This is a genomic window from Paracoccus sp. N5, from assembly GCF_000371965.1.
In the GTDB taxonomy this organism is placed as follows: domain Bacteria; phylum Pseudomonadota; class Alphaproteobacteria; order Rhodobacterales; family Rhodobacteraceae; genus Paracoccus.
The window spans coordinates 1,161,508-1,187,066 of sequence record NZ_AQUO01000001.1 but is presented as its reverse complement, the minus strand read 5'-3'; the positions used below and the strand labels follow the sequence as shown (position 1 = coordinate 1,187,066).

The following is a 25,559-nucleotide window of genomic DNA, read 5'->3' as shown; positions in this document are numbered from 1 at the left end:
AATGCTGCAAGCAACGGGAATCACACTGCATTATGGCGGCAGCCAGATTCTTTACGGCATCGACCTGCTGGCCGAGCCGGGGCAGGTCACCTGCGTCATGGGCAACAACGGCACCGGCAAGACCAGCCTGCTGAAGGTGCTGTCGGGCAGCCATCCGCGATCCGGCGGCACGCTGCGCCTGAATGGCGAGGATCTGGGGCGCATCAACGCCCAGACGATGGCCGCGCGCGGCATCGGCTATGTGCCGCAGGGCCGGATGATCTTTCCGCTGCTGACGGTGCGCGAGAATCTGGAAACCGGCTTTGGCCTGTTGCCGCGGGGCGAGCGCCAGATCCCCGACGCGATCTTCGAGCATTTTCCGGTGCTGGCCGAGATGAGCCATCGGCGCGGCGGCGACCTGTCGGGCGGCCAGCAACAGCAGCTTGCCATCGCCCGGGCGTTGGTCACCCGCCCCAGGGTGCTGCTGCTTGATGAGCCGACCGAGGGTATCCAGCCGAATATCATCCAGCAGATCGGCCGCGTAATCAGAGGTTTGCGTGATCGGGGCGACATGGCCATCGTGTTGGTCGAGCAGTTTTTCGACTTTGCCCATGACCTTGGCGACCGCTTCCTTATGCTGGAACGCGGCCGGGCGGTGATCTCGGGCAGTCGCGCCGAGATCCCGCGCGAGACGTTGAAAGCCCGGCTGGCGGGCCTGGGCGCGGCCGCCTGAGGCCGGATGCGTGGTCGCGCCGGGCGGGATGCTGCCCGGCAGGGCAGTCCTGGCCCCGCCGGGGCAAACAGCGCGAACAAGCTGCTGCGGCCGGTCTGCGCCATGCCGGATCAGATCCAGACATCGTTCCTGGCGATCCGCTCGCCTGTTGCCGGTGTTCAGCAGGAGGCGCTTTACATTGATTTCGGCTGTCCCTGCACGCCGAGGGGAGCGGCCTGATGGTCTGGAGCGCGCTGGCCGGTTGCTTCCTGTCGGGCAACTACGGCGACGGCAACACCACGAACGACGGTGGGCGCGCGGCGTTCCTTGACGAATCCGGCATCACCACGTCCGCATTTCGCTCCCAGCAAACGGCTTGATTCACGCTGTTTCGGTGATCCAGCGCGCCGCTTTTTCGGCGATCATCAGCGTTGGTGCGTTGGTGTTGCCGCTGGTGATCTCGGGCATGATGCTGGCATCGACGACGCGCAGCCCCTTGACCCCGCGCAGGCGCAGCCGGCTGTCGGTGACGGCCATGGGATCGTCCTCGCGGCCCATCTTCGCCGTGCCGACCGGATGGAAGATGGTGTTGGCGATGTCGCCCGCCAGCTTGGCCAGTTCCTCGTCCGTCTGGAACTGGATGCCCGGCTTCCATTCCTGGGGCTTGTATTTGGCCAGCGACGGCTGCGCGAGGATGCGGCGCACCTGTCGCAGGCTTTCCGCCGCGACCAGCCGGTCCTCGTCGGTGGACAGGTAGTTCGGCGCGATCATCGGCGCGTCGGCGAAGTGGTTCGAGCGGATGCGCACGCTGCCCCGGCTGGTGGGGTTGAGGTTGCAGACGCTGGCGGTGACGGCCGGGAAGGGGTGCAGATCCTCGCCGAACGCATCGAGGCTGAGCGGCTGGACGTGATATTCGAGATTGGCATGCGGCCGCCCCGGGTCCGAGCGGGTGAAGGCGCCGAGCTGGCTGGGCGACATGCTCATCGGGCCCGAGCGTTTCAGCAGGTATTCAAGGCCGATCCTGGCCTTGCCGAACAGGCTGCCGGCCAGGGTGTTGAGGGTTCTCGCCCCCTGCACCTTGTAGATCGCCCGGATTTGCAGGTGATCCTGCATGCCCTGGCCCACGCCGGGCGCATCGAGGACCACCTCAATGCCAAGCGACTTCAGGTATTCCGCCGGGCCGATACCCGACAGTTGCAGGATCTGCGGCGAGCCGATGGCGCCCGCCGAAAGCACGACCTCGCGCGTCGCGCGGATGGTGACCGCATCGCCCCCGCGCCGCACGATGACGCCCACGCAATGCGGCAAGCCGTCCGGCGCGGTCTCGAACACCAGCCGCTCGACCTGCGATTCCGTCCAGACCGTCAGGTTGGGGCGGGCCTTGGCGGGGCGCAGGAAACCCTTGGCGGAACTCCAGCGCCAGCCGGATTTCTGATTGACCTCGAAATAACCCACCCCGGCATTGTCGCCCGAGTTGAAGTCCTCGGTGCGCTCGAAACCCGCTTCGGTCATCGCGGTCGCGAAATCGTCGAGGATATCCCAGCGCAGCCGCTGCTTCTCGACCCGCCATTCGCCGCCATGGCCATGCAGGTCCGAGAACCGGCTGTTGTCCCCGGTCGCGGGATCGGCGCCATTGTCCAGCTTGTAATGATCCTCATGCGCCTTGAAATCGGGCAGCGAGTTTTCCCAGGTCCAGGAATCGTCGCCGACAGCCTCGGCCCAGCCGGCATAGTCGCGGGCCTGCCCGCGCATGTAGATCATGCCGTTGATCGACGAACAGCCCCCCAGCGTCTTGCCGCGCGGATAGCGCAGCGAGCGCCCGTTCAGCCCGGCATCGGGCTCGGTCTGGTAAAGCCAGTCGGTGCGCGGATTGCCGATGCAATAGAGGTAGCCGACCGGAATGTGGATCCAGGGATAGTTGTCGGGTTTCCCGGCTTCCAGCAGCAGGACCCGTTTCGACGGATCCTTGCTGAGACGGTTGGCAAGCAGGCAGCCGGCCGAACCGGCGCCGATGACGATATAGTCGAAGGGATCACGTGGCATGTTCCGACCTCTGTTCAGCGGGCGCAGGGCATGGCGAACAGCGCATCCACCGCCACCTTGTGGCTGTGCGCGATGCCGGACGGGTTCCCGGCAAAGCCGGCAACTTTCATAATTTCTGCATATATGAGAAGGGACGCATGATCGCTCGGCGATACACAATGCCCGATTCCGCAGATAGCCATCCATGCCTCCCAAACATCTGATGAGACAGTCATGGGGAAAGCGGCGCCAGTTTTCCAATGACTAATGAATCATGGAATTATAAACTGAATTAATATGATGGACCCGACAGACCTTCGGACCCTGCGGTCCTTCGTCACCGTGGCGCGCGAGGGCAACATCTCTCGCGCGGCAGAGGTGCTGCACCTGACGCAACCGGCGATCAGCCTGCAACTGAAACGGCTGTCCAGGGATACAGGTCTTGTCCTGTTTCGCCGCACGTCGAAGGGGGTCGAACTGACCCGCGACGGCGCGGCGCTGCTGGTCAAGGCCGAGCAGGTGCTGGCAGCCATGGCGGATTTCGGGCAGACCGCCCGGCGCATGACCGGCGCGGTGCGCGGCACTCTTCGGGTCGGCACCATCGTCGATCCGGATTTCATCCGGCTGGGGCAGTTTCTTGGCGATCTCGTGAAGGCGGCGCCAGAGTTGCGCACCCAGCTGATCCACGGCATGAGCGGCGATGTCCCCGTCCGCCTGTTGCGGGGCGAGATCGACGCCGGCTATTTCCTGGGCGACCTTGACGGCGAGGGCACAGGCGGCGCGGAAGCGGCGCATTTCCACTATCGCCGGTTGACCCGTTTCAAGTATCGCGTGATCGCCCCCGCCGGGTGGGAGCGCAGGACCGAGGGCCTTGGCTGGAAGGAACTGGCCGCGCTGCCATGGATCGGCACGCCACCGGCCTCGGTGCATCGCCGGCTGCTGGATCGCATCTTTTCCGGGTTGGGCGTGGCGCAGAATCAGGTCGCCGTCGTGGATCAGGAACCGTCGATGCTGGCCATGGTGCGTTCGGGCGTGGGGCTGAGCCTTTGCCGCGAATCGATTGCCTGGCACGAGAAGCAGGTGCATGGCGTGGTCGTGGTCGATCAGGCCGAGGTCGAGGCGACGCTGGGATTCCTGGCCCTGGCAAGCCGGCAGGGTGAGCCCGGCATCGACCTGGCCTTCGAAATCCTTGGGAAAATCTGGATGCCGCGCGAGCCGGAGCGGCAGGAGAATTGATCTCCGCCGTCCGTCGGGGCGGGTTGCGCCAGCAGGCCCTGGGATGAAATACCCCGTCCGATCCGGCGCAACCCATGAACCAGGAATGCCGCGGGGGCAGTCCTTGTCAGTAGGTCGACCTGCCCCCCGAAAGATCGAACACGGCCCCGGTCGTGAAGCTGCAATCCTCGCTGCACATCCATGCCACCATGGCGGCGACCTCCTCGATCCGGCCGAAGCGTCCCATGGGGATCTTGGATTTCATGTAGGCGACGAATTCAGGCGTGGACTGGCCCAGCAGCGGGGTGTCGATGGCCGCGGGCGTGATGCAGTTGACCAGAACGCCCGTGGTGGCGAGTTCCTTGCCGAGCGCCTTGGTAAAGGCGATGATCCCGCCCTTGCTGGCGGCATAGGCCGCCGCGTTGGGATTGCCCTCCTTGCCCGCGACCGAGGCGATATTGGCGACGCGCCCCCAGCCGTTGGCCGTCAGGAAAGGGGTCACCGCCTTGCAGGCATGGAAGGTGCCGGTCAGGTTGATGTCGATCACCCTGGACCATTCCTCGACCGGATAGTCCCAGGTCGGGGCGTTCAGCCCGGCGACGCCGGCGCTGTTGACCAGGATATCGATCCCTCCCAGCCGCTCCGCCGCCTTCGCCGCCGCCTCCTGCACCGAGTCCCATTGGATGACATCCACCGCCGCCGCGCTGGTTCGGGCGCCCCCCAGATCATCGAGCGCTGCCGCCGCATGGTCTATCGCCGCCGGATCGTAATCCCACAGGCACACCGTCGCGCCCGAACGGACCAGCCGTTCCGCCACGCCATAGCCGATGCCCGAGGCGCCGCCGGTGACGATGGCTTTGCGGCCGGAAAAATCGTTGTTGCTCATTTCAGCATCTCCGTGAAATCCGGCAGCAAGGCAGGGTCGTATTCATGCACCGTCTGGTTCTGGACGCCCAGATGCTGGACGCTGACCGTCATGCGGTCGCCGCCGCGCAGATAGACCGGCTCGGGCTTGATGCCCATGCCGACGCCGGGCGGTGTGCCGGTGATGATCACGTCGCCCGGCAGCAGGGTGAACAACCTGCTGACATAGCTGATGATTTCCGCGCAGGTGAAGATCATCGTGCGCGTATTGCCGGACTGATAGGAGGTGCCATTCACCTCAAGCGACAGGTCCAGGGCCTGGGGATCGGGGATCTGGTCGGCGGTGACCAGCCAGGGGCCAAGCGGCAGATAGGTGTCGAACCCCTTGCCCTTGTCCCAGGTGCCGCCGTGATCCCATTGCCATTCCCGTTCCGAAACATCGTTCGCGGTCATGTAGCCGGCAACATGGTCCAGCGCGTTCGACACGTCGACATTGCGCGCCACGGTGCCGATGACAATGGCCAGTTCGACCTCCCAATCGCTTTTCTGCGATCCCTGGGGCATCACGACCGGATCGTTGGGTCCGACGATGGAGGTCACGGCCTTCATGAACACGACCGGCTCCTCGGGGATCGCCAGGCCGGATTCCGCGGCATGGTCCGCATAGTTCAGCCCGATGGCGATCACCTTGCCGATATTGCCGACCGGGGCGCCGATGCGGACCGCGTTGTCCACGACGGGCAGGGCGGCGAAGGCATCCGGGGACAAGGCCCGCAAGTTCCCGACCAGCCCGCTGGCCAGTGTTTTCGGCTCGATATCCGTGACGAGGGATGAAATGTCGCGAATATTCCCCTCATCATCCAGTATGGCGGGCTTTTCGCGGCCGAACTCGCCAAATCGCAGGAAGCGCATGTTTAACTCCTCGTTCCTTGGTGGTTGCGTTGGATTGACCGCCGAAACCAGCCTGCATTGATCGTTGCTGTTGCCGGGGCCGCCGTATGGCCGAACCTGCGGGCGGTCCCGGCATCGGTCCGGTTCAGGTAATGACGCCCGACTGCCACGGCACGAATTCGTCCTGCCCATAGCCGAACATCTCGCTTTTGGAGCGGGTGCCCGAGGCGCAATCGAGCATCATCCGGAAGATCTCTTCGCCCAGTTCGTCGATCGTGGCGGTTCCGTCGATGATCCGGCCGCAGTTGATGTCCATGTCCTCCTGCTGCCGGTTCCAGGTCGCCGTATTGGTGGCAAGCTTGATCGACGGCGAAGGCACGCAGCCGAAGGCCGAGCCCCGGCCCGTGGTGAAGCAGATCAGGTTGGCCCCGGACGCGACCTGGCCGGTGGCCGAGATCGGGTCGAAACCCGGCGAGTCCATGAAGACGAAGCCTTTCGCCGTGACCGGCTCGGCATATTCATAGACGTCGTTCAGGGTGGTGGTCCCGCCCTTGGTGACGCCGCCCAGCGATTTTTCCAGCACCGTGGTCAGCCCGCCCAGCTTGTTGCCGGCCGAGGGGTTATTGTTCATTTCCGCGCCGTTGCGGGCGCAATAATCCTTCCACCATTGCATGCGCCGGATCAGCTTTTCGCCGACCTCCTGGCTGACCGCGCGCCGGGTCAGCAGGTGTTCGGCGCCATAGACCTCGGGCGTCTCGGACAGGATCGCCGTGCCGCCGTTGCGCACCAGCAGGTCCACCGCCGCGCCAAGCGCGGGGTTGGCGCTGATGCCGGAATAGCCGTCCGATCCGCCGCATTGCAGGCCCACGACAAGATGCGAGGCGGGCAGCGGTTCGCGGCGCACGTCGTTGACCATGGGCAGCATGGCCTTGACCTGCTCGATCCCGTGTTCGATGGTCTTTGCCGTGCCGCCCTGCTCTTGAATGGTGAATGTGGACAGCGTCTTTCCCGTGCTGAGATGGCCCTCGGCCAGAACGTCCGGGATCTGGGTGGCCTCGCAGCCCAGCCCGACCATCAGCACGCCGCCGAAGTTCGGGTGATTGGCATAACCCGCCAGCGTGCGCCGCATCGTGGCCATGGCATTGCTGCGCACGTCCACGCCGCAGCCGTTCCCGTGCGTCAGCGCCACGACGCCGTCCACGTTGGGAAAGTCGGCCAGGGCCTCGGGCCGCAGGTCGCGGCGGAAGTGGTCGGCGATGGCCCGCGCGACGCGGGCCGAGCAATTGACGCTGATCAGGATGCCGATGTAGTTGCGCGTCGCCACCCGCCCGTCCGGGCGCCGGATCCCCATGAAGGTCGCGGGTTCGGGCACCATGACGGTGGGCCGCGCATCGGCGCCGATGGCATAGTCCATGGCCACATCCGTCATTGCGAGGTTGTGGGTATGGATATGCGCACCTGCGGCGATGCCCTTGTCGGCGATGCCGATGATCTGGCCGTATTTCCGCACCGGAGTCCCGGCCGCGATGTCGCGCACGGCGATCTTGTGGCCGGGGGGGATCTTGTCGATGGTCGTGATGCCAAGCGCGGGCAGGGGCGTTCCGGCCTCGATCGGCAGCGTCGAGATCACGACGTCGTCTTCAGGACGCAGCCGGATGTATTGAAGATTTGACATATGATGGAGTGTCCTTTGAGAAGGCTGCTGATGCCTCGGGAACCGGATCGCCGGAGCGCCGTCGTCACTGGGCAGGCAGTTCGTCGGGCAGATCGACCTCGTGATAGGTCTTGTAGATGTCGCGCAGCTTGCCGTTCGCCAGGTTCTCGGTGACCCAGTTGTCCAGCCAGGCCTTCATCTCGGGCTCGTTCTTGCGCAGGCCGATGCCCAGCGGGAAGGTTTCCAGGACAAGCTGGGGTTCGATCCTGTGATCGGGGTTGGCGGCATTGACGGGCGCCAGCAGGGACGGGGCCACGATGAAATAATCCTGCTGGCCGCTGACGACGGCATTGGTCGCCGATGCGGTGTCGTCGTAGCGCACGATCCGCATCCCCGTCAGGCCCTGCTCTTCGGCCACCTTGGTGATGATCTGGTCGTTGGTGGAACCCCGGCTGACGGCGACCTCCTGACCGTCGAGATCCTTCAGGTCGGTCACCTTCCGCCCGCCGGTGGTGGCGACCGCGGCCTGGATGACGGCATAGGGCGTGGAGAAGTCCACCATCTGCTTGCGCTCCTCGGTGATCGAGAAGCTGGCGACCACGATGTCGATCCTGTTCGTCATCAGGAACTGGATGCGGTTGGCCGGGGCGATCGAGACGATCTTCAGGTCGACGCCCAGATCCTTGGCCAGCAGCCGGGCGGTCTCGACGTCCGATCCGACCTCCTTCATCTGGCCATCGACCATGCCGAAGGGGGCCTGGCCCAGGTCGATGCCGACGGTGATGGCGCCGTTCTTCTGGATCTGTTCCAGTTGATTGGCATGGGCCGCGACGGCGGTGGTGCCGATGACCGCGGCGGTGAGCAACGAGAACAGATGGCGGGTAACGCTCATGAGTGGATTCCCTGGTGAAGACTGGGTTGCGGTGGTGCTTGCCGACGGCCCCGGTTACAGGCCGTTTGCGATGAATTGCCGAAGTTCGGGGGTCTGGGGCGCATCCAGGATGCTGCCCGGTCCCATCTCATGGACCTTGCCGTGATGCATGAAGATGACCGTGTTCGCGACGCGGCGGGCGAAGCCCATTTCATGTGTGACCAGGACCATGGTCATGCCCTCGCGGGCCAGCTGCTCCATGACCCTGAGAACCTCGCCCGTCAGTTCCGGGTCCAGCGCCGAGGTCACTTCGTCGAACAGCATGACCTTGGGCTCCATCGCCAGCGAGCGGGCGATGGCGACACGCTGCTGCTGCCCGCCCGACAGCTGGCTGGGATAGGCGTCGAACTTGTCGGCCAGCCCGACCCGGTCGAGCATGCGGTGCGCAAGCTCCTGCGCGTCGGATCGGGCCATCTTCTTGACCCAGCGGGGGGCCAGCGTGATGTTGTGGCCGACGGTCAGATGGGGAAAAAGGTTGTAGCTTTGAAAGACCATCCCCACGTCCAGATGCAGGCTGCGCATGGCCTTGTGGCCAAGATCGCCCCCCGTCAGGCGGTGCGAGCAGATGGTGATCTCTCCGCCCTGGATCTTTTCCAGCCCGTTCATGCAACGCAGGGCGGTGCTTTTGCCCGAGCCGCTGCGGCCGATCAGGGCGACCACATGGCCGGGCTGCACGTCGAACGAAATCCTGTCCAGGACCTTCAGGGCACCAAAGGACTTGGAGACGTTGTCGAGCTTAGCGATTGGCGGCATTGAGGCGGTTCTCCAGCTTGCGGCTCCACCAGGCGAGGGGGAAGCACATGGCGAAATAAAGGGCAGCGACCAGGATGAAGACCTGGAACGGCTGGAAGGTGGAGTTGTTGATCAGCTTGCTGGTATAGGTCAGGTCGGCGACGCCGATCACCGAGGCAAGCGAGGTGTTCTTCACAATCTGCACCATGAAGCCGACCGTGGGCGGCGTGGACAGGCGCAATGCCTGCGGCACGACGACCAGCCAGAAGCGCATCGCGGGGCTGAGGGCCAGGCATTCGGCGGCCTCCCATTGCGTCTTGGGAACGGTCAGGATGCCGCCGCGCCAGATCTCGCCGAAATACGCGCTGGCATAGACGGTGATGGCGATGCTGGCGGCCACGAAGGACGGCAGGTCAAGGCCGAACAGCGCCAGACCGAAATAGGCCAGCATCATCTGGATCAGCAGCGGGGTGCCCTGGACAAGCTGCACATAGAGCAGGGACAGCCAGCGGACCGAGCGATGATGCGAGACGCGCGCGACCGCGACGGTCAGGCCCAAGGCGCCCCCGAAGATGAAGGCGATGAGGGCAAGGCCCATCGTCCACAGCGCACCGACGAGCAGGGCTTCGATTTGGAAAGGGGTCAGCATGATGGGGCCTTCTCAGAGCGGCGTGCTGACATGGCGCAGCCGCGGGAAGATGTAGGGCGCCAGAAGCATCAGGACCGCGCGCAGCAGGGTGGCCAGCAGGATGTAGAGCGCGGCGACGACCAGGTAGACCTCGAACGACCGGAAGGTGAGCGAGTCGATCCCCGCCGCGATCGACGTCAGTTCCTCGGCCGAAATCTGCGACACGACGCTGGTGGTCAGCATGATCAGGATGAACTGGCTGATCAGCGCCGGATAGACCCGCTCGGTCGCCGGCGGCAGCACGATCATCAGCAGCGCCTGAAGGCGTGACATGCCAAGGCATTGCGCGGCCTCGTGCTGCTCTTTCTTCACCGACTCGATGCCGGCGCGCATGATTTCGCAGGTATAGGCGCTGATGTTCACGACGATGGACAGCACGGCGCAGAAATTCGCGCTGAGCTTCAGCCCCAGCGATGCCAGCCCGAAATAGATCAGGAACATCTGCACCAGCAGCGGCGTGTTGCGGATGATCTCGACGCAGACACCGCAGGTCTTGCGCAGCCAGACGCGCGGGGAAACCCGGCCGATGGCCAGCAGCGTCCCGACGATGAAGCCCAGCACGATGGTCATGATCGAAAGCTTCAGGGTCAGCCAGACGCCGCGAAGGAACTCTGGCCAGTATTGGGCCAGGAAGCTGAAATCAAACGTATAGGCCATAGCGGGATGCGCCAGCGGCGCCCTTGCCGGGCTGCATACAAGGGTAGCTCATATTCTAGGTTCTCCTCCCATATCGTGATCGCTTCGGAATCGAAGAATCGCGCTCTCCTTGGGCGCAAGTAGCAATTCCGCCAAAAGCAGGCAAGAAAAATGTTCATTTTATGGTTATGATGCCCAATATATGGGATTGCATGGCGCCCGCGCGGCCTATATGCTCGTTCAGCCGAACGGAGCATGAGAAAAGGCGTATCGGGATGAGCGAGACGAGTAAGACGGACGACCATGTGATGCTTGGAACGCAGTCGCTCGCGCGCGCTTTGGGTGTGCTGGATGCGGTGGGTCGGGGCTGCGCGGATCAGGCGGCCATCGGCCTGGCGATCGGAACCACGCGCAGCACGACCGGCCGCCTGGTTTCCTATCTGCAAAAGACGGGTTTCGTGCGGCGGGTGGAAGGGCGCGGCTATGTGCTTGGGGCGCGGCTGATCGAACTGGGCGCGATCGCCTTGTCGCAGATGCCGCTGACCGCCCTGGCCCGTCCCGTGCTGGAGCGGCTGTCGCAGCAGACGGGCGAAACGATCCACCTCAGCGTGCGGGAAGGCGACGAGATCATGTATGTGGAAAAGATCTCGGGCACCAAGGGGCTGGAGATGCGCTCGCGCGTGGGGCTGCGCAAGCCCATGGCCAATACGGGCACGGGCAAGGCGCAGATGCTGGACCTGTCGGAAGCCGAATGGGCCCGCCTCTATTCGCTGGCCCACGCGGAGGTCATATCGCAGGCCGTTCCGCCGCCGGGCTTTCTGCCCTGGGACGATTATCTGGCGGCGATGCGCGACTACAAGGCAAAGGGCCATGCGCTGGAGATCGAAGAGAACGAGCCGTCGATCTGCTGCGTCGCGGCTCCGATCCGAAGCGCCGACGGACATATCGTCGCCGGTCTCAGCGTGGCGGGCGTCACCTCCTTCATGTCCCATCAGCGCATGGCCAGCCTGACGCCCTTGGTGATGCAGGGGGCGATGGAGATTTCCCGCGAACTCGGGTTTCGCAGGGAATAGTGCCGGCAGTTCCCCGTGGAATGACGGCCGGGGGTCGGGGGGCGGGGCACCAGCATGCGGCCCGTCGGAGCTAGGGGATGCCGGGTCGGGAACTCTCGATCTATGGCTTTGCTATTCGCGGTTCGACTCACCCATCGGCAGGGCGCGAGGGCTGCGGGCTGCGGCCGTCCACCGCGTCCCGCACCAGCGCGCCGGGATGCAGGATGACCTTGCGGCTCAGTTCATGGGCGCGGCGGATGGCGGCCGGGATGTCCGCCCCGTTCAGCCGCGCCGCCAGATAGCCCGCATTGAAACTGTCGCCCGCCGAGGTCGTGTCCACCGGCACCTCGCGCCGCAGGCCATCGACCACCCCGGCGCCCTCGTCGCCGCCGTAATGCACCGGGTTGCCGCCCGCCTTGACCACCACCTGCCTTGCGCCGCGCGCCAGGTAGCGCGCCACCGTGGCTTGCGGATCGGCATCTCCGAAAAATGCGTGCTCATCGCCGAAGCTGGGCAGGACCAGGTCGGCGACGGCCGCCGCCGCCTCGATCTTGCGGCACATGGCGGCGGTATCGGGCCACAGCCGGGGCCGCAGGTTCGGGTCGAAGACCACCTGCGTGCCCGTCGCGCGCGCCCGCGCCAGCGCCCGGATCAGCGCCTCGCGCCCCGCCTCGGGCAGGATGCCCAGGGTGATGCCCGAGAAATAGGCGATGCCGACCCCGGCCAGCGCCGAGGCCAGCGTCGCCGGATCGTCGGCCAGCCGCTTGGCCGCCGAATTGTCGCGCCAATAGCTGAAGCTGCGCTCGCCATCCTTCAGCGAGATGGCGTAAAGCGCGATTTCGCGCTGGGGGTCGCGGCTGACATGGCGGGCGTCGATGCCTTCGGCCTCAAGGAAGTCGATCATGCGCTGCGAGAACTCGCCCTGTCCGACCCGGCTGCAATAGCCGACCTCCCAGTCCGGGGGCAGCAGGTGGCGCAGATACCAGGCGGTGTTCAGCGTATCGCCGGCGATGCCCAGCCGCCAGAGGTCGGGCTGGCCCGCGCCCGAAAGCTCGACCATCGCCTCGCCGATAGAGAGGATGCGCCCGCTCATGGCGCAAGCTCCGCCTGCATGGCGGCGCGCAGGCCGGCGCTGCGGATGCGGGACAGCGCCTGCCGGACCGCTTCGGTGAAGCCCGCATTGCCCGCCAGCGATGCGGGCGCGAGGCCCGGCAGATCCAGGATCGAACGGACCAGCGCCGCGTCGTCCTCGCCCGCGGCGCGGGCCAGGTCCAGCAGCGCCGGGCCGCGCGGGTCGTCCGGGGTTTCGCTGCGGGTGGCAAGCCCGGCCAGCCAGGCCAGCCAGACCGCCGTGGCGAAGGCATAGGGCCGCGCGTCGCCGCCCCGCGCCGGCAGTTCGGAGGCCGGGGCGAACCAGCGCTGCGGCAGCTTCTCGGTGCCGTCCATGGCGATCTGGCGGGTCTGGTGGGCGATGGCGGGATTGGCGAAGCGCCGCATAAGCGCATCGGCATAGGCCGCGACGTCCAGCCCGGCACCCGTGGGCAGCGTCGCCCCCGCCGCGCGCATGTGGCGGCGCACCAGCGCGGCCAGCGCCGGGTCGGCGACCGCCTCGCGGATATGGGGCAGGTCCAGCATCTGCCCGGCATAGGCCATCAGCGAATGGCTGCCGTTCAGCATCCTGAGCTTCATCGCCTCATGCGCGCGCACGTCGCGGACGAATTCGGCGCCGCCGGCCTCCCATGCGGGGCGGCCCTGCGGGAAATGGTCCTCGATCACCCATTGGCTGAAGGGCTCGGTCTCGACGCAGGCCAGATCGCGGTGGCCGGTCAGGGCCTCGACATCGGCCAGCGTCCTGTCGGTCGTGGCCGGGGTGATGCGGTCCACCATGGTCGCGGGGAAGGCCACGTCCTCCGCGATCCACGCCGCCAGCGCCGGATCGCTGCGCCGGGCAAAGCCCAGCACGCCCGCGCGCAGCAGGGCGCCGTTATCGGGCAGGTTGTCGCAGCACAGCACGGTGAAGGGCGCGGCCCCCGCGGCGCGGCGGGCAGCCAGCGCGGCGGTGATGAGGCCCAGCACGCCCTGCGGGGCCTGCGGATTGGCCAGGTCGGCGGCGACGGCGGGATGGGCTGCATCGGCATCCATCGCGGCGCGGTCGATGCCATAGGCCTTTTCCGAGACGGTCAGCGAGACGATGCGGATGGCAGGATCGCAGGCCGCGCGCAGGATCGCCGCCGCATCGCCGCCAATGGCCGGGCCATGCGCGCCGATCACGCGGGCGCGCTCCTGTTCGGACCGTTCCAGCACGGTATAGAGCCCGTTCTGCGCGTTCATCGCATCCGGCACCTCGCGGCTGCGCAGGTTGGCGCCGAGGATGCGCCAGTCGCCGCCCTCGGCACCCAGCGCGTCCTCGGTATGGACCGCCTGATGGGCGCGGTGGAAGGCGCCCAGCCCCAGGTGCAGGATGCCGAAGCCATGCGCCGCACGGTCATAGCGCGGGCGCTCGACAGCGGCGGGCAAGTCGTCAAGACTGGTCAGCCGCCGGGTCATGCCTGCGCCCTGTGGTTCAGTGCCATTTCGACCCCGCGCAGCTCGGCCAGGCCCTTGAGCCGGCCGATGGCGGGATAGCCGGGTTGGCCGTCGCGGCCGATGTCGTCCAGGATGTCCTGGCCGTGATCAGGGCGCATCGGGATCGTCCAATCGGCACGGCCGGCCGCGCGGCGCCTGGCCTCTTCGCGCAGCACGGCGGCAACCAGCGCCACCATGTCGGTCTGGCCGCCCAGATGTTCGTCCTCGAAGAAGGAACCGCGGATCGCGTCGCTGTCGCGGCGCACGTTGCGCAGGTGCAGGAAATGCACCCGCTCGCCCAGCCGCTCCATCATGCCCGGCAGGTCGTTGTCCGGCCGCGCCCCGAGCGAGCCCGAACAGAGCGTGATGCCGTTCGCCGGCAGGTCCACGGCGGCCATGCGCTCGGCATAATCCGCCTCGGTGGACATCACGCGCGGCAGGCCCAGAAGCGGGAAGGGCGGATCGTCGGGATGGCAGCAGAGCCGCATGCCGATCTCCTGCGCGACCGGGGCGACCTGTTCCAGGAAGGCGTGGAAATTGCCGCGCAGCACCGCGTCCGTCACCGGGGCATAGGTGTCCAGCAACTCGCGCACGTCTTGCAGGCTGAAATTCTCGGCCGCGCCCGGCAGGCCGAAGACCACGTTGCCGGCAAGCTGTTCGCGCCGGGCCTCGTCCATGGCGGCGAAGCGGCAGGCGGCCTCGTCGCGGATCTGCTCGGGGAAGTCCTCGGCCGCGCCCTTGCGCCGCAGGATATGGATGTCGAAGGCGGCGAAGTCGGTGAAGTCGAAGCGCATGCAGCGGGCGCCGTTCGGGCGCCGCCAGGCCAGGTCGGTGCGGGTCCAGTCCAGCACCGGCATGAAGTTGTAGCAAAGAACCTCGATCCCCGCCTCGCGCAGGTTCCGCATCGAGGTGATCCAGTTCTCGACATGGGCGCGCCAGTCGCCGGTCTGGGTCTTGATCGCCTCGCTGACCGGCAGGCTTTCCACCACCTCCCATTTCAGGCCCGAAGGTGCGCCGTCGGTCATCACCGCCAGATCGGCCTGCCGGCGGGCGATCTCCTCGGGGGACCAGATCGCGCCGGTGGGGATGTGGTGCAGCGCGGTGACCACGCCCTGCACGCCCGCCTGCATCATGTCGTCGATCGAAACGCGGTCCTTGGGACCGAACCAGCGCCAGGTATGTCGCATCTCGTTTTCCTTATGCTGAGGGTTTGCCGGGGTCGTCGGACCATAGGCAGCCGGGACCGAAGTCCTTGATGTCATTGACGCCGCACAGCGCCATGGTGATGTCCATGTCGCGGCGGATGATGGCAAGCGCGGCTTCGACGCCCTTTTGCCCCATCGCGCCAAGGCCATAGGTGAAGGCGCGGCCGACGAAGACGCCGTTCGCGCCGCAGGCGATGGCCTTCAGCGCCTCTTGTCCCGACTGGATGCCGCTGTCGAGATAGAGCGGATAGTCCGGCCCGACCGCGCGGCGAATCGCCGGCAGGGCGCGGATGGTCGAGGGCGCGCCGTCCAGTTGCCGCCCGCCATGGTTCGAGACCAGGATCGCATCGGCGCCGGTGTCGATGGCGCGGCGGGCGTCCTCGGGGTCGTTGATGCCCTTCAGGATCACCGGGCCGCCCCATTTGCGGATGATCTGTTCCACCCGGCCCCAGTCCAGCCTCTGGTCGAACTGGCGCGAGGTCCAGTCCATCAGGTCGCCCAGGCTGTCCACGCCGCGCGCATGGCCGACGATATTGCCGAAGCTGCGCCGCTTCGTCCCCAGCATCCCCAGCGCCCAACGCGGATGCATCGCGATATTGATCAGGTTCGCGACCGTCAGCTTGGGCGGCGCGGTCATGCGGTTCTTCAGGTCCTTGTGGCGCTGGCCCTGGATGGTCAGGTCCAGCGTCAGCACCAGCGCCGTCACCCCGGCGCGGCGGGCGCGCTCCAGGATATTGTCCAGGAACTCCTCGTCCCGCAGGGTGTAGAGCTGGAACCAGAACGGCGCCCCGGTCGCCTGGGCGATGTCCTCGAGCGAACACATCGACATGGTGGACAGCGTGAAGGGCACGCCGGCAGCTTGCGCGGCGCGGGCGGCGTGGATCTCGCCGTCCGGGTGCTGCATGCCCAGCAATCCGACCGGGGCAAGTGCCACCGGCATCGAGACCGGCTGGCCCAGCATGGTGGAGGCCAGGCTGCGGGCCTCGATATTGCGGGCAACGCGCTGACGGAACAGGATCCTTTCGAAATCGTCGCGGTTGGCGCGATAGGTGCCGCCCGTCCAGGCGCCGACATCGACGTAATCGTAGAACATGCGCGGGACGCGCCGCTGGTGAAGGCGGCGCAAATCCTCGATTTCGGTGATCACCGGCATCGGTCTCAGGCCCCGAAATCCAGCTGCACCTTGACGGCCTGCGACCGGTCCCCCGCCAGGTCGAAAGCGCGCTGCGCCTCGGCCGCCGGGATGACCTGCGTGACCATCGGCGACAGGTCGATCTCGCCCGCGCCGATCATCCGCACGGCTTCGGGAAATTCGCGGTCGAAGCGGTGGGTGCCGACAAGGCGCAGTTCCTTGCTGACGATCAGGTTCAGGGGCAGCGGCACGGTGCCGCCGACGCCGATCTGGACCACGGTGCCCTCGGGCCGCGTGACGCCGATGGCCTGCGCGATGGCGTGGGGGTTGGCCGAGCATTCCAGGACCACGTCGATCTGGCCCTTGCCCTGCGCGTAATCGGCCAGCCCCTCGGGGTCGTTGGCGACGTTCACCACCCGGTCGGCGCCCATGCGGCGGGCGACGTCCAGCGTGAAGTCCTGCACATCCGTCACCACGATTTCCGCCGCGCCGCGCAGCCGAGCCAAGGCGGTGCAGATCGCGCCGATCGGCCCCGCCCCGGTGACCAGAACGCGCTGCCCCCGCAGGTCCGGCCCCATGCTCAGCGCATGCAGGCAGACCGACAGCGGCTCGGCTCCTGCCGCGGCCTCGGCAGTCGCGCCATCGGGCAGCGGCAGGCACTGGTTGACCGGATGATAAAGCCGGTTACGGAAAAAGCCGTTCTCATGCGGGAAACGATAGGCCGAGCCGTTGAAGCGCATGCTCAGGCAATGGCGCTCTTTTCCCGCCGCGCAGTATTCGCATGCACCGCAGGGGCGCGAGGGCGAAAGCGAGACCAGCTGCCCCACCCGCAGGCCAGAGCCCTGCGGCGCGGCCTCGACCACGCCGGCGGCCTCGTGGCCGAGGATGATCGGCTGCTGCACCCGGATGGGGCCGAAGCCGCCATCGTGGTAATAATGCAGGTCCGATCCGCAGATCCCGCCGCGGGCGACGCGGATCAGGGCGGCGCCGTCCTGCGGCTCGGGCTCGGGCAGGGGGTCGACCCGCAGGTCATGGGCCGCGTAAAGGCGGCAGGCGATTTCCTGTGTCATCTTACTTGTCCATCAGGGAGGGAAGCCAGGTGCTGATCGCCGGGATATAGGACACCAGCAGCAGCACGATGATGTTGGTGACCAGATAGGGCACCAGCGCGCGGATCACCGGACCCAGCGGCAGCCGGGCGATGTTGGCGCAGATGAACATGCAGATCCCGACCGGGGGCGTGGTCAGCCCGATCATCAGGTTCAGCACCATGAAGACCGCGAAATGCAGTGGCTCGATTCCCACGCCTTGCGCCAGCGTCAACAGCGGCACGAACAGGATGATCAGCGCGGCGATGGTCTCCATGAACATGCCGACCAGCAGCAGGACGATATTGATCAGCAGGATCACCAGGAACTTGTTGGTGGTGATCGACAGCACCGAATCCGCGATCATCTGCGGGATCTGTTCGCTGACCAGGATCCAGCCAAAGACATTCGCCGTGCCGACAAGGCACAGGATGCCGGCGGAACCGACCGCGCTGTCCACGACGATCTTCGGCACCAGCTTCAGCGGCAGTTCGCGATAGATGAAGGCGCCGACGACGATGGCGTAGATCGAGGCGACCACGGCGGTTTCCGTCGGCGTGACGAAGCCCGACAGCATGCCGCCGACGATCAGTCCGGTCATGGCCAGCGCCCAGAACGCGCCCAGGAAGGACGAACCCAGCTCGCCCCAGCCCTGCCACGCCTGGCGCGGAAAATCGCGCCGCACGGCGATGATATAGGTGGTGACCATCATGGCGAGGCCCATCAGCACGCCCGGGATGGCGCCGGCGATGAACATCTTGCCGACCGAGATCCCCGAGAGCGAGCCCACGATGATCATCGGCACCGAGGGCGGGATGATCGGCCCCACGGTCGAGGATGCCGCCGTGACTGCCGCCGAGAAATCGGCCGGATAGCCCGCCTTCTTCATGCCGGGGATCATCATGCCGCCGATCGATGCCGCATCCGCGACTGCCGTGCCCGAGATGCCGCCGAACAGCATGGACGAGGCGACGTTGGTCTGCGCCAGCCCGCCCCGGATCCAGCCGACCATGGCCTGCGCGAAACGGATGATGCGCCCGGTGATGCCGCCGCCATTCATCAGGTTCCCGGCCAGGATGAAGCCGGGGATGCACAGCAGCACGAAGCTGTCCATGCCCGCGAACATCTTCTGCGGGACCACGACCAGCGGGATGCCCTGCATCAGCAGATAGGCCAGCGAGGACAGGCCCAAAGTGACCGCCACCGGCATGCCGATGATCAGGCCAAGGACGAAGACAATGCCCAGGATTGCAAGGCTCATTCGCTTTCTCCCACCAGATGTTCGGGTTTGCCGTCGGTGGCGCCGGCCAGCATTCCGACGATGCGCAGCACCGCGGCGACGGCCAGCATGACCAGCAGCAGCAGGGCGCTGCCATGGACGTAGTTCATCGGCAGGCCCATCGCCGGCGAGGTCTGGATCGCGCCGATCTTCGTGAAGCGCCATGCCGGGCCGATCAGCGGCAGGCAGAAGGCCAGCACCGCCACGGCCGAGGCCAGCCGCAGCACCCAGGGCCAGCGCCCCGGCATCGCCTCGCTGACCAGGTCGACGTTCACCAGATCGCCGGTGAACAGCGCCAGCCCGGTGCCGAAGCCCGCCAGATACAGCAGCGCGAAGCGGGTCAGTTCCTCGGTCCAGACCGGAGAGCTGCCGATGAAGCTGCGCCCGACCACCTGCACCGTCACGGCGCCGATCAGCACCAGGAACGACAGCCCGGTGCCGATGCGCAGCACGATGCGCAAAGTTTGCATGATCGCGGTCATGTCCTCCTCCTTGGCGTATAGCCTCGCTGCCGGTGCCGCCGCGAGCCGGCCCGGGGGAATGGATGCGGCCGGGTCTGCCCCCGGCCGCCCGTCATGGAAAGGATCAGTCCTGTTCGGCGAAAAGCTGCTCGACCACCGGCTTGATCTCGGCGCCGACATTGGCCAGCACCGCCTCGCGCGAGGCGGCGGCGAAGGCGGCCTTGTCGCTGTCCACGAAGGTCATGCCCTTGTCCTGAAGCACCTTGGCCAAGCGCTCTTCGTCGGCCAGGAACAGCTCGCGCTCATGCGCCTGCGCGGTCTTCGCCGCCTCCAGCACGGCCTGCTGGTCGGCTTCCGACAGCTTGGCCCAGGTCAGTTCGGAAATCGTCAGGTAGATCCAGGACCGCACATGCTCGGTCTTGTTCAGGAATTTCTGCACTTCGTTGAAATTCGCCGATTCGATCAGCGCCAGCGGGTTTTCCTGCGCGTCGATGGTGCCGTTCTGCAACGAGGTGAAGACCTCGCCGAAGGCCATCGGCGTGGGCGCGGCGCCCAGCGCCTCCCAGGTCTTGACGAAAAGCGGCACGTTCGGCACGCGCAGCTTCAATCCCTTGAGGTCTGCGGGCGTCCTGATCTCGCGGTTCGAGGTCACGTTGCGCGGGCCGCGGGCGAAATAGCCGATCGGCCGGATCTGCGCCTTGGCGATGATGTCGGCCTCGATCTGCTTGCCGATCTCGCCCGCGGCGACCTCGTCCATCTTTTCCAGCGTGGGATAAGCATAGGGCACCGCCAGCAGCGCCGCCATGGGCGACCAGTTCTGAAGGCTTTCGCCGGTGATGGTCATGTCGGCGGTGCCAAGCTGCATGCCGTTGATCAGGTCGATTTCCTTGCCCAGCGATTCATTGGCAAAGACCTGGACCTGGACGCGACCCTCGGTCAGCCGCGCCAGTTCCTCGCCGAATTTCAGCGCGGCCTTGTGCCAGCTGTTCTGTTCGTTGGCCAGGTGGCCCAGCTTCAGCGTGACCTCGGCCTCGGCGGCCGAGGCGCGCAGGGCGGGGGCCGCGATCAGGCCGGCAGCGGCCAGTGCCGTGAATTGACGGCGGTTCAGTTTGGTCATGGTCTCCTCCGGGGTTGTGTCAGGGAATGAATAGTTCGGGATGATTGCGCGCGAGCTCGGGCAGGTCGTTCAGCAGCTCGCGCAGGTGGCGGCGCATGGCCTGTTCGGCCAGGGTCGGGTCGCGTCGGCGCAGGCCCTCGACGATGTCGGCATGCTGGCCGATCAGCTTCTGGATGTCGAAGGTGCGGGCGGTGATATAGCGCAGGCGGTTCATCTGCGACTTCAGCCCCTCCAGCACGGTCCAGACGGCCTCTTGCTGGGCCAGCACGGCAAGCAGGTGGTGAAAGACATCGTCCAGTCGCACGAAACTGTCGGAATCACCCGCCTCGACGGCCTTGCGCTGCGCGGCTATCTCATGGTCCAGCCGCGCGATTGCGTCGGCGTCGATGTCGGGGGCGATCATGCGGACCAGATCGCTTTCGACTGCCTCGCGGATCAGCCGCGCCGACAGCACGGCCGAAAGCGAGATCCGGCTGATATAGGTCCCGCGCTGCGGGCGGACCTCGGCCAGCCCTTCGGTGGTCAGGCGGATGAAGGCCTCGCGCACGGGCTGGCGGCTGACGCCGATACGCTTGCCGATCTCGACCTCGCTCAGCCGTGCGCCGGGCGGCAGATCCCCGCGCAGGATCTCGTCCCGCAACCAGTCATAGACCTGTGGTGCGGTCGAGGTGGTGAAATCGAGATTGGGTTGCGCTGTCATGATTCTCTCCCTTGGCCGGCTTTATAGCATACTTGCATACTAGTAAATAGTTCCGCCTTGCTGCGACATGAAGCTATGAGTCATCCGTGCTGAAATACAGTTTGGATCGGGCAACTGCCCAGTCCTCGCATCCTGTGCGCGCCATGCTGCCTTGGCGTGGCGCCCAAGGCTGTCGAAGGGGTGGTGCGGACGGCTGCACGATGGAAGCGCCGATCGCGCAGGGGCAGTTCGACGGCGTGATCGACCTGACCATGTGGGCAAGCGCCTCACCCGCGGCGAGCGCCGGGCGATGCCGTTCAGGATACCGTTCAGGATACCGGTCCGGGCACCGATTCCAAGGTAATGCAATATATATTGTCATTCTTTCAAAGCTGCGCTTTATATTGCACCAGCGGGATGGGAATCATCGGGAGGAGGAAGCGATGTCAGAGAATGCGAACCGCGCGGGGGCTTTCCCCGCCGCAGGCCGGAAACTGCGCCTTGGGGTCGTGGGCGGCGGTGCAGGCGCCTTTATCGGCCAGGTCCATGCGCGTGGCGCGCGGCTGTCGGATCGCTGGCAGGTCGTGGCGGGGGCGCTGTCCTCACGTCCCGATGTGGCCAAGGCTTCGGGCGCGGAATGGGGGCTGGACCCGGACCGCAGCTATACCGACTGGCGCGAGATGGCGCAGGCCGAGGCGGCGCGACCGGATGGCATCGACGCAGTGGCGATCACCGTGCCGAACCACCTGCATTTCCCGGTCGCCGAGGCCTTCATGGATGCGGGCATCGACGTGATCTGCGACAAGCCGCTGGTCAATACCCTGGACGAGGCGCGGGCGCTGATCGAGAAGCAGCGCGAGACGGGCCTGGTCTTTGGCGTGACCTATGCCTACGCGGCCCATGCGATGGTGCGGCAGGCCCGGCAGATGCTGCGCGAGGGGGCCATCGGCAAGGTCACCCAGATCCATGTCGAGTATTTTCAGGAACTGGCCTTGCTGCCGGCGGACGCCGCCTGGTCCGGCACGCCCTGGCGGCAGGACCCGGCCAAGGTCGGCGGTGCCGCGACGACCGCAGATATCGGCACCCATGCGCACCATCTGGCCGAGTTCGTCTCGGGCCTGCACATGACCGAATTGCGGGCCGAGTTCCATCGCCTGGGCGCCGAGCAGCCGCTTGAGGATACCGCCTTCATGACCTGCCGGTTCGAGGGCGGCGTGCCCGGCACGCTGCTGATCTCGCAGGCGGCGGCGGGGGCAAGCTGCGGGCTGCGCATCCGTATCTCGGGGACGGAAGGCACGCTGGAATGGGATCAGGAGAACCCGGAATACCTGCATCACCGGCCCTTCAACGCGCCGCATATCCGCATCTCTCGCGGACATGGCGCCGGGGTCCTGTCGGACGCCGCGCATTTCATCCACATGCCGCGCGGCCATCCCGAGGCGCTGTCGGACGCCTGGGGCAATCTCTACGAGGAATTCGCCATCGCCATCGAGGCGCGCCGCGACGGGCGCGGCCTGCCCGAGGGCTTGCTTGCCTATCCGGGGCTGGAGGAGGGCGCGGCGGGCGTGGCCTTCATCCAGGCAGCCATTCGATCCAACGCGCTGGGAGGAAGCTGGCAGTCATGCCGATTGGCCGATCAGCCCGAAGGCGCGGGCCTCTAAGCGGTCTTGGCGGCTGTCCCGATCCCGAAAAGCTCTGTTCGTTCGAGGAAATGTCAGCTTCGCATCGCCGCCCGAACTGGCCGCGACCGCGCTGGCCGTCGCGCTGGGCGGCCTCGGCGGCATGGGCCTGCTAGGGCGTGCCGCTAATGGCGCTGGTCATGCCGCCGGTGAGGAGGGGCGATCCTGCTGCCGGTGCTGGTGGTGATGGACGTGGTCGGCGTGGCAAGCTGGCGGGCTTAGGTCGATTGGCAGATCATGCGTCGGATCATGCCCAGAGCCATCGCGGGCATGGGGATCGGCTGGGCCAGCGCGGAACTGGCCTCGGACTCGGCGGTTCTCCTGGTCGTGGGACGGGTTTCTCTGGCCTTGTGATGCGCGCGCTTGTCGGAACGGAGCACGGCGCCGCACCGGCCGGCGCGCGTCCGGTTGCCGCCCGCTTATGGGACGGGCTGGCCGGGCTCTAGGTTCCGGTCACGGTCGGGATGCGCGGATCCTCGTCATTGTGCTGCACGCGGGCGGCCACGGCAACGACCAGCGCCTGCGCCAGGCACATCGGCGCGGCCAGCGAGCGCGAGAAGGTGTAATCATGCTCGGGCACCGGGAACAGCACCCGCGCCCACCGCGCCAAGGGCGACAGCGTGCTGTCCGAGATGGCGATGATGTCGATGCCCTTCTGGCCCGCTTCCTCGACCACATTCACCACCTCGTTGGCATAGAAGCGGAACGAGACCGCCAGCAGCACGTCGGTCTTGCGGATCGTGCGGCCCATATGCGTGGCTAAGCCGCCGCCGGGGTCCAGCAGCACGCAGCGCTTGCCCAGCATGGTCAGCACATAGCGCAGCAGTTCGACGACCGGCGAGGAACGCAGCTGGCCGACCAGATAGATGATGTCGGCACGGTCCAGCAGGTCGGCGGCCAGCGCCAGGTCCTCGGGGTTCACCTCGTCCAGCAATTGCTGGAGCGAGGCGATGTCGCGCACCACCAGATCGCGCAGGAAGCCGATCTCGGTGGGATCGCCCGCGCCTTTCAGTTCGGTTGTCAGCGCCTTGACGCGGGCCTCGAAACCCGGCGCGGCGGTGGCCAGGCGCTTCTGGAACAGGCCTTGCAGTTCCTTGAAGCCCTTGTAGCCCAGGGATTGCGCGAAGCGCACGAAGCTTGAGGCGTGAATGCCGCAGCGCTCACCGATCGCGTTGACCGAATGGACGGCGACCTCGTTCGGATTCTGAGTCAGGTAGACCGAAATTCGCTGATAGGTCTTGCTCATCTGATCGTGGCGATCATGGATCAGCCGGATCAGTTCTTCGTAATCTTGTGGCGGGTGGCTTACTGGCATGGTGTTCCTCTGATGCCATCATTGCAACAGATATTGCAAGGAGCCAAGCCCCTGCTTTGGGCTTATTCGATCCCATCCTCAGAGCCTTTGCGTCGATCTTCGTTCCCGGCATCGCGAGAATGATCTCGATGGTTCCGGCCTTGGCGTGGATGGCGGTTTCGTCTTCGCTGGTATTGGTCGGCGGCGGGGCCAAAGGGGCATTCTTGCGCTGGAAAATCCCTTTCCAGGCTGGACGCCCGACACATGGTCGGGCGCCCTGGTAGGGGGCGAGGAAGTGCCCCAGCCGATGCCGCGGGGAGGGAGGCGGCAGCGGTTTCTCAGGCCGTGACGGCCATCCATTGCCGCGCGGCGGAGGAGCGCTGGATCGTCTCGACCAGGTGCTGGATCCGCAAACCGGCCGCGAAGCCGAAAGGCTCGGGGATCTCGCCGGCGATGGCGCGCAGATAGCCTTCGATCTCGATGGCCTTCAGGTCGTTGAAGCCGATCTGATGGCCGGGGGCGACGCAGAAGCGGCCATAGGGCGGGTGGTCGGGGCTCGCCTCGATGCGGCGGAAGCCGCGCCGGCCGGGGGCGTCGGCGGTCGAGTAGAAATGCAGTTCGTTGAAGCGTTCCTGGCTGAAGGCCAGCGCGCCCTTGGTGCCATAAACCTCGAAATCATGCTGCATCTTGCGGCCCGTCGCGATCCAGTTGCCCTCGATGGAGCCTTGCGCGCCATTGGCGAAGCGCAGGAAGGCGCGGCCCACGTCGTCGACCTCGACCGCGCGGGTGCCGCCCTGGCCGTCGGGGCGCTGGCCGATCATCGTGATGCAATCGCCCATCACTTCGGTGATCGGGCCAAGCAGGAATTCCGCCGTGGCCAGCGCATGGCTGCCGATATCAGCCAGCGCGCCGCCACCCGCCGGGTCGTGGCGGAAGGTCCACGGCCCCGCAGGATCGGCCATGTAATCCTCGGCATGCAGCCCGCGATAGCCGCGGATCTCGCCCAGCTCGCCCGCCGCGATCATCTCGCGCGCAAGCCGCAGCATCGGGTTGCAGAGATAGTTGAAGCCGACCTGGGTCTTGACGCCCTTGGCCGTGGCCGCATCCGCCATCTCGCGCGCATCCGAGGCCAGCGGCGCCAGCGGCTTTTCGCAATAGACGTGCTTGCCGGCGGAAATGGCGGCCAGCGCCATCTCCTTGTGCAGCGCGTTGGGGGCGGTGATGTCGATCACGTCGATCTGAGGGTCCGCGACCATGCTGCGCCAGTCGGCGGTGGCATGGGCGAAGCCGAAATCGGCGGCGGCACGGGCGGCGGCGTCCTCGGTGACATCGGCGACCGTGTGAAGCTCCAGCCGATAGGGCAGGTCGAAGACCTTCTGTGCGCTGGCGAAGCCGAAGACATGGGCCTTGCCCATGAAGCCGGTGCCGATCAGGCCGATACGCAGGATGGGTTTGTCAGACATGGATTTTATCCGATTTGAACTGAAGCGGGGCTCAATTGCCATCCAGATGGCGGATGCGAGAGCCGATTGACGGGGGTTTGGCAGCAGGGTGCGGATGCTCGGACGCAGTCCGTCCACGCGGTTCCAGCAGGTCTTGTCCCAAGCGCCGGGGCAGATCTGTCAGAAGGGCTCCTCCGCCGTAGCGGAGAAGCGTCGTCTGCGCGACCTCGTCACAGAAAGCC

At 66.3% G+C, this 25,559-nt stretch carries 24 protein-coding genes; 5 read left to right on the top strand and 19 right to left on the bottom strand.

The genetic code is table 11. The annotated features are described in order from the left end of the window. Position 1 precedes the first annotated feature (1 nt). Together urtE and PARN5_RS24515 are read left to right on the top strand one after the other, a co-directional pair. Positions 2–712: an urea ABC transporter ATP-binding subunit UrtE gene (gene urtE / locus PARN5_RS0105990; RefSeq protein WP_017998869.1), complete on the top strand. Its 711-nt coding sequence runs from the start codon at positions 2–4 to the stop codon at positions 710–712. A 218-nt stretch (positions 713–930) separates the two neighbouring features. Continuing rightward, the gene (locus PARN5_RS24515; RefSeq protein ID WP_017998868.1) at positions 931–1,071 is read left to right on the top strand and encodes a hypothetical protein; all 141 of its coding nucleotides are present in this window, start codon (positions 931–933) and stop codon (positions 1,069–1,071) included. Between the two features lies 1 nt (position 1,072). Here the strand turns inward: PARN5_RS24515 and PARN5_RS0105980 are convergent, their stop codons facing one another. Continuing rightward, positions 1,073–2,734 (bottom strand): GMC family oxidoreductase N-terminal domain-containing protein, encoded by a 1,662-nt coding sequence (locus tag PARN5_RS0105980; RefSeq protein ID WP_017998867.1) that lies wholly within the window; start codon positions 2,732–2,734, stop codon positions 1,073–1,075. A gap of 276 nt (positions 2,735–3,010) precedes the next feature. Between PARN5_RS0105980 and PARN5_RS0105970 the strand changes: the two genes are divergently transcribed. After that, positions 3,011–3,949 carry a LysR family transcriptional regulator gene (locus tag PARN5_RS0105970; RefSeq protein ID WP_017998865.1) on the top strand — a complete coding sequence of 313 codons (939 nt, stop codon included), beginning with the start codon at positions 3,011–3,013 and terminating at the stop codon, positions 3,947–3,949. Positions 3,950–4,055: 106 nt separating this feature from the next. On the opposite strand, the gene PARN5_RS0105965 is transcribed toward PARN5_RS0105970, so the two are convergent. From PARN5_RS0105965 to PARN5_RS0105935, 7 genes are all read right to left on the bottom strand, one after another. Continuing rightward, positions 4,056–4,814: an SDR family NAD(P)-dependent oxidoreductase gene (locus PARN5_RS0105965; protein WP_017998864.1), complete on the bottom strand. Its 759-nt coding sequence runs from the start codon at positions 4,812–4,814 to the stop codon at positions 4,056–4,058. Next, positions 4,811–5,704, bottom strand: a complete 894-nt coding sequence (locus tag PARN5_RS0105960) for a fumarylacetoacetate hydrolase family protein (RefSeq protein WP_017998863.1) — start codon at positions 5,702–5,704, stop codon at positions 4,811–4,813. Before PARN5_RS0105960 ends, PARN5_RS0105965 begins: the two co-directional genes overlap by 4 nt. 124 nt (positions 5,705–5,828) lie before the next feature. Next, positions 5,829–7,358 carry an altronate dehydratase family protein gene (locus PARN5_RS0105955; RefSeq protein WP_017998862.1) on the bottom strand — a complete coding sequence of 510 codons (1,530 nt, stop codon included), beginning with the start codon at positions 7,356–7,358 and terminating at the stop codon, positions 5,829–5,831. A 64-nt stretch (positions 7,359–7,422) separates the two neighbouring features. Then, positions 7,423–8,229, bottom strand: a complete 807-nt coding sequence (locus PARN5_RS0105950; RefSeq protein ID WP_017998861.1) for a transporter substrate-binding domain-containing protein — start codon at positions 8,227–8,229, stop codon at positions 7,423–7,425. 54 nt (positions 8,230–8,283) lie between these two features. After that, a complete protein-coding gene (locus tag PARN5_RS0105945; protein ID WP_017998860.1) occupies positions 8,284–9,021 on the bottom strand; it encodes an amino acid ABC transporter ATP-binding protein in 738 nt (245 codons plus the stop codon). Continuing rightward, positions 9,005–9,649, bottom strand: coding sequence for an amino acid ABC transporter permease (locus PARN5_RS0105940; protein ID WP_017998859.1), 645 nt, complete (start codon positions 9,647–9,649; stop codon positions 9,005–9,007). The genes PARN5_RS0105945 and PARN5_RS0105940 overlap by 17 nt, the downstream gene beginning before the upstream one ends. A 12-nt stretch (positions 9,650–9,661) precedes the next feature. Further along, positions 9,662–10,345, bottom strand: coding sequence for an amino acid ABC transporter permease (locus PARN5_RS0105935; protein WP_017998858.1), 684 nt, complete (start codon positions 10,343–10,345; stop codon positions 9,662–9,664). A gap of 191 nt (positions 10,346–10,536) precedes the next feature. Here PARN5_RS0105935 and PARN5_RS0105930 point away from each other — a divergent pair, with 191 nt between their 5' ends. After that, positions 10,537–11,397: an IclR family transcriptional regulator gene (locus PARN5_RS0105930; protein ID WP_232419307.1), complete on the top strand. Its 861-nt coding sequence runs from the start codon at positions 10,537–10,539 to the stop codon at positions 11,395–11,397. Positions 11,398–11,524: 127 nt separating this feature from the next. Here the strand turns inward: PARN5_RS0105930 and PARN5_RS21685 are convergent, their stop codons facing one another. From PARN5_RS21685 to PARN5_RS0105885, 9 genes are all read right to left on the bottom strand, one after another. Beyond that, entirely contained in the window at positions 11,525–12,469 is a 945-nt protein-coding gene (locus PARN5_RS21685) for a sugar kinase (RefSeq protein WP_017998856.1), read from the bottom strand. Further along, complete coding sequence (locus PARN5_RS0105920; protein ID WP_017998855.1) at positions 12,466–13,923, bottom strand: mannitol dehydrogenase family protein; 1,458 nt, start codon at positions 13,921–13,923, stop codon at positions 12,466–12,468. The genes PARN5_RS21685 and PARN5_RS0105920 overlap by 4 nt, the downstream gene beginning before the upstream one ends. Then, on the bottom strand, positions 13,920–15,128 hold the full coding sequence (uxuA, locus tag PARN5_RS0105915; protein ID WP_017998854.1) for a mannonate dehydratase: 1,209 nt from the start codon (positions 15,126–15,128) through the stop codon (positions 13,920–13,922). Before uxuA ends, PARN5_RS0105920 begins: the two co-directional genes overlap by 4 nt. 10 nt (positions 15,129–15,138) lie before the next feature. Further along, positions 15,139–16,299: an alpha-hydroxy acid oxidase gene (locus PARN5_RS0105910; RefSeq protein WP_017998853.1), complete on the bottom strand. Its 1,161-nt coding sequence runs from the start codon at positions 16,297–16,299 to the stop codon at positions 15,139–15,141. A 5-nt stretch (positions 16,300–16,304) separates the two neighbouring features. After that, the gene (locus tag PARN5_RS0105905; protein WP_017998852.1) at positions 16,305–17,348 is read right to left on the bottom strand and encodes an L-idonate 5-dehydrogenase; all 1,044 of its coding nucleotides are present in this window, start codon (positions 17,346–17,348) and stop codon (positions 16,305–16,307) included. A 1-nt stretch (position 17,349) separates the two neighbouring features. Continuing rightward, positions 17,350–18,627 carry a TRAP transporter large permease gene (locus tag PARN5_RS0105900; protein WP_017998851.1) on the bottom strand — a complete coding sequence of 426 codons (1,278 nt, stop codon included), beginning with the start codon at positions 18,625–18,627 and terminating at the stop codon, positions 17,350–17,352. Then, entirely contained in the window at positions 18,624–19,127 is a 504-nt protein-coding gene (locus PARN5_RS0105895) for a TRAP transporter small permease subunit (protein ID WP_017998850.1), read from the bottom strand. The genes PARN5_RS0105900 and PARN5_RS0105895 overlap by 4 nt, the downstream gene beginning before the upstream one ends. A 103-nt stretch (positions 19,128–19,230) precedes the next feature. After that, on the bottom strand, positions 19,231–20,223 hold the full coding sequence (locus PARN5_RS0105890) for a TRAP transporter substrate-binding protein (protein WP_017998849.1): 993 nt from the start codon (positions 20,221–20,223) through the stop codon (positions 19,231–19,233). Between the two features lie 19 nt (positions 20,224–20,242). Continuing rightward, positions 20,243–20,923: a GntR family transcriptional regulator gene (locus tag PARN5_RS0105885; RefSeq protein ID WP_017998848.1), complete on the bottom strand. Its 681-nt coding sequence runs from the start codon at positions 20,921–20,923 to the stop codon at positions 20,243–20,245. 422 nt (positions 20,924–21,345) lie between these two features. Here PARN5_RS0105885 and PARN5_RS0105880 point away from each other — a divergent pair, with 422 nt between their 5' ends. Further along, the gene (locus PARN5_RS0105880) at positions 21,346–22,563 is read left to right on the top strand and encodes a Gfo/Idh/MocA family oxidoreductase (protein WP_017998847.1); all 1,218 of its coding nucleotides are present in this window, start codon (positions 21,346–21,348) and stop codon (positions 22,561–22,563) included. A gap of 460 nt (positions 22,564–23,023) precedes the next feature. Here PARN5_RS0105880 and PARN5_RS0105870 read toward each other — a convergent pair whose 3' ends face one another. Together PARN5_RS0105870 and PARN5_RS0105865 are read right to left on the bottom strand one after the other, a co-directional pair. Continuing rightward, on the bottom strand, positions 23,024–23,896 hold the full coding sequence (locus tag PARN5_RS0105870; RefSeq protein ID WP_026155198.1) for a MurR/RpiR family transcriptional regulator: 873 nt from the start codon (positions 23,894–23,896) through the stop codon (positions 23,024–23,026). A gap of 317 nt (positions 23,897–24,213) precedes the next feature. Then, entirely contained in the window at positions 24,214–25,338 is a 1,125-nt protein-coding gene (locus PARN5_RS0105865; RefSeq protein ID WP_017998844.1) for a Gfo/Idh/MocA family oxidoreductase, read from the bottom strand. Positions 25,339–25,559 lie beyond the last annotated feature (221 nt).

Bases quoted from the DNA above. Each gene is read 5' to 3' on its own strand.
- PARN5_RS0105885 (WP_017998848.1), bottom strand. From the start codon at position 20,923: ATGACAGCGCAACCCAATCTCGATTTCACCACCTCGACCGCACCACAG.
- PARN5_RS0105905 (WP_017998852.1), bottom strand. From the start codon at position 17,348: ATGACACAGGAAATCGCCTGCCGCCTTTACGCGGCCCATGACCTGCGG.
- PARN5_RS24515 (WP_017998868.1), top strand. From the start codon at position 931: ATGGTCTGGAGCGCGCTGGCCGGTTGCTTCCTGTCGGGCAACTACGGC.
- PARN5_RS0105895 (WP_017998850.1), bottom strand. From the start codon at position 19,127: ATGACCGCGATCATGCAAACTTTGCGCATCGTGCTGCGCATCGGCACC.
- PARN5_RS0105900 (WP_017998851.1), bottom strand. From the start codon at position 18,627: ATGAGCCTTGCAATCCTGGGCATTGTCTTCGTCCTTGGCCTGATCATC.
- uxuA (WP_017998854.1), bottom strand. From the start codon at position 15,128: ATGCGACATACCTGGCGCTGGTTCGGTCCCAAGGACCGCGTTTCGATC.
- PARN5_RS0105955 (WP_017998862.1), bottom strand. From the start codon at position 7,358: ATGTCAAATCTTCAATACATCCGGCTGCGTCCTGAAGACGACGTCGTG.
- PARN5_RS0105970 (WP_017998865.1), top strand. From the start codon at position 3,011: ATGATGGACCCGACAGACCTTCGGACCCTGCGGTCCTTCGTCACCGTG.
- PARN5_RS0105940 (WP_017998859.1), bottom strand. From the start codon at position 9,649: ATGCTGACCCCTTTCCAAATCGAAGCCCTGCTCGTCGGTGCGCTGTGG.
- PARN5_RS0105945 (WP_017998860.1), bottom strand. From the start codon at position 9,021: ATGCCGCCAATCGCTAAGCTCGACAACGTCTCCAAGTCCTTTGGTGCC.
- PARN5_RS0105910 (WP_017998853.1), bottom strand. From the start codon at position 16,299: ATGCCGGTGATCACCGAAATCGAGGATTTGCGCCGCCTTCACCAGCGG.
- PARN5_RS0105880 (WP_017998847.1), top strand. From the start codon at position 21,346: ATGTCAGAGAATGCGAACCGCGCGGGGGCTTTCCCCGCCGCAGGCCGG.
- urtE (WP_017998869.1), top strand. From the start codon at position 2: ATGCTGCAAGCAACGGGAATCACACTGCATTATGGCGGCAGCCAGATT.
- PARN5_RS0105930 (WP_232419307.1), top strand. From the start codon at position 10,537: ATGGCGCCCGCGCGGCCTATATGCTCGTTCAGCCGAACGGAGCATGAG.
- PARN5_RS0105980 (WP_017998867.1), bottom strand. From the start codon at position 2,734: ATGCCACGTGATCCCTTCGACTATATCGTCATCGGCGCCGGTTCGGCC.
- PARN5_RS0105920 (WP_017998855.1), bottom strand. From the start codon at position 13,923: ATGACCCGGCGGCTGACCAGTCTTGACGACTTGCCCGCCGCTGTCGAG.
- PARN5_RS0105935 (WP_017998858.1), bottom strand. From the start codon at position 10,345: ATGGCCTATACGTTTGATTTCAGCTTCCTGGCCCAATACTGGCCAGAG.
- PARN5_RS0105965 (WP_017998864.1), bottom strand. From the start codon at position 4,814: ATGAGCAACAACGATTTTTCCGGCCGCAAAGCCATCGTCACCGGCGGC.
- PARN5_RS21685 (WP_017998856.1), bottom strand. From the start codon at position 12,469: ATGAGCGGGCGCATCCTCTCTATCGGCGAGGCGATGGTCGAGCTTTCG.
- PARN5_RS0105890 (WP_017998849.1), bottom strand. From the start codon at position 20,223: ATGACCAAACTGAACCGCCGTCAATTCACGGCACTGGCCGCTGCCGGC.
- PARN5_RS0105870 (WP_026155198.1), bottom strand. From the start codon at position 23,896: ATGCCAGTAAGCCACCCGCCACAAGATTACGAAGAACTGATCCGGCTG.
- PARN5_RS0105960 (WP_017998863.1), bottom strand. From the start codon at position 5,704: ATGCGCTTCCTGCGATTTGGCGAGTTCGGCCGCGAAAAGCCCGCCATA.
- PARN5_RS0105950 (WP_017998861.1), bottom strand. From the start codon at position 8,229: ATGAGCGTTACCCGCCATCTGTTCTCGTTGCTCACCGCCGCGGTCATC.
- PARN5_RS0105865 (WP_017998844.1), bottom strand. From the start codon at position 25,338: ATGTCTGACAAACCCATCCTGCGTATCGGCCTGATCGGCACCGGCTTC.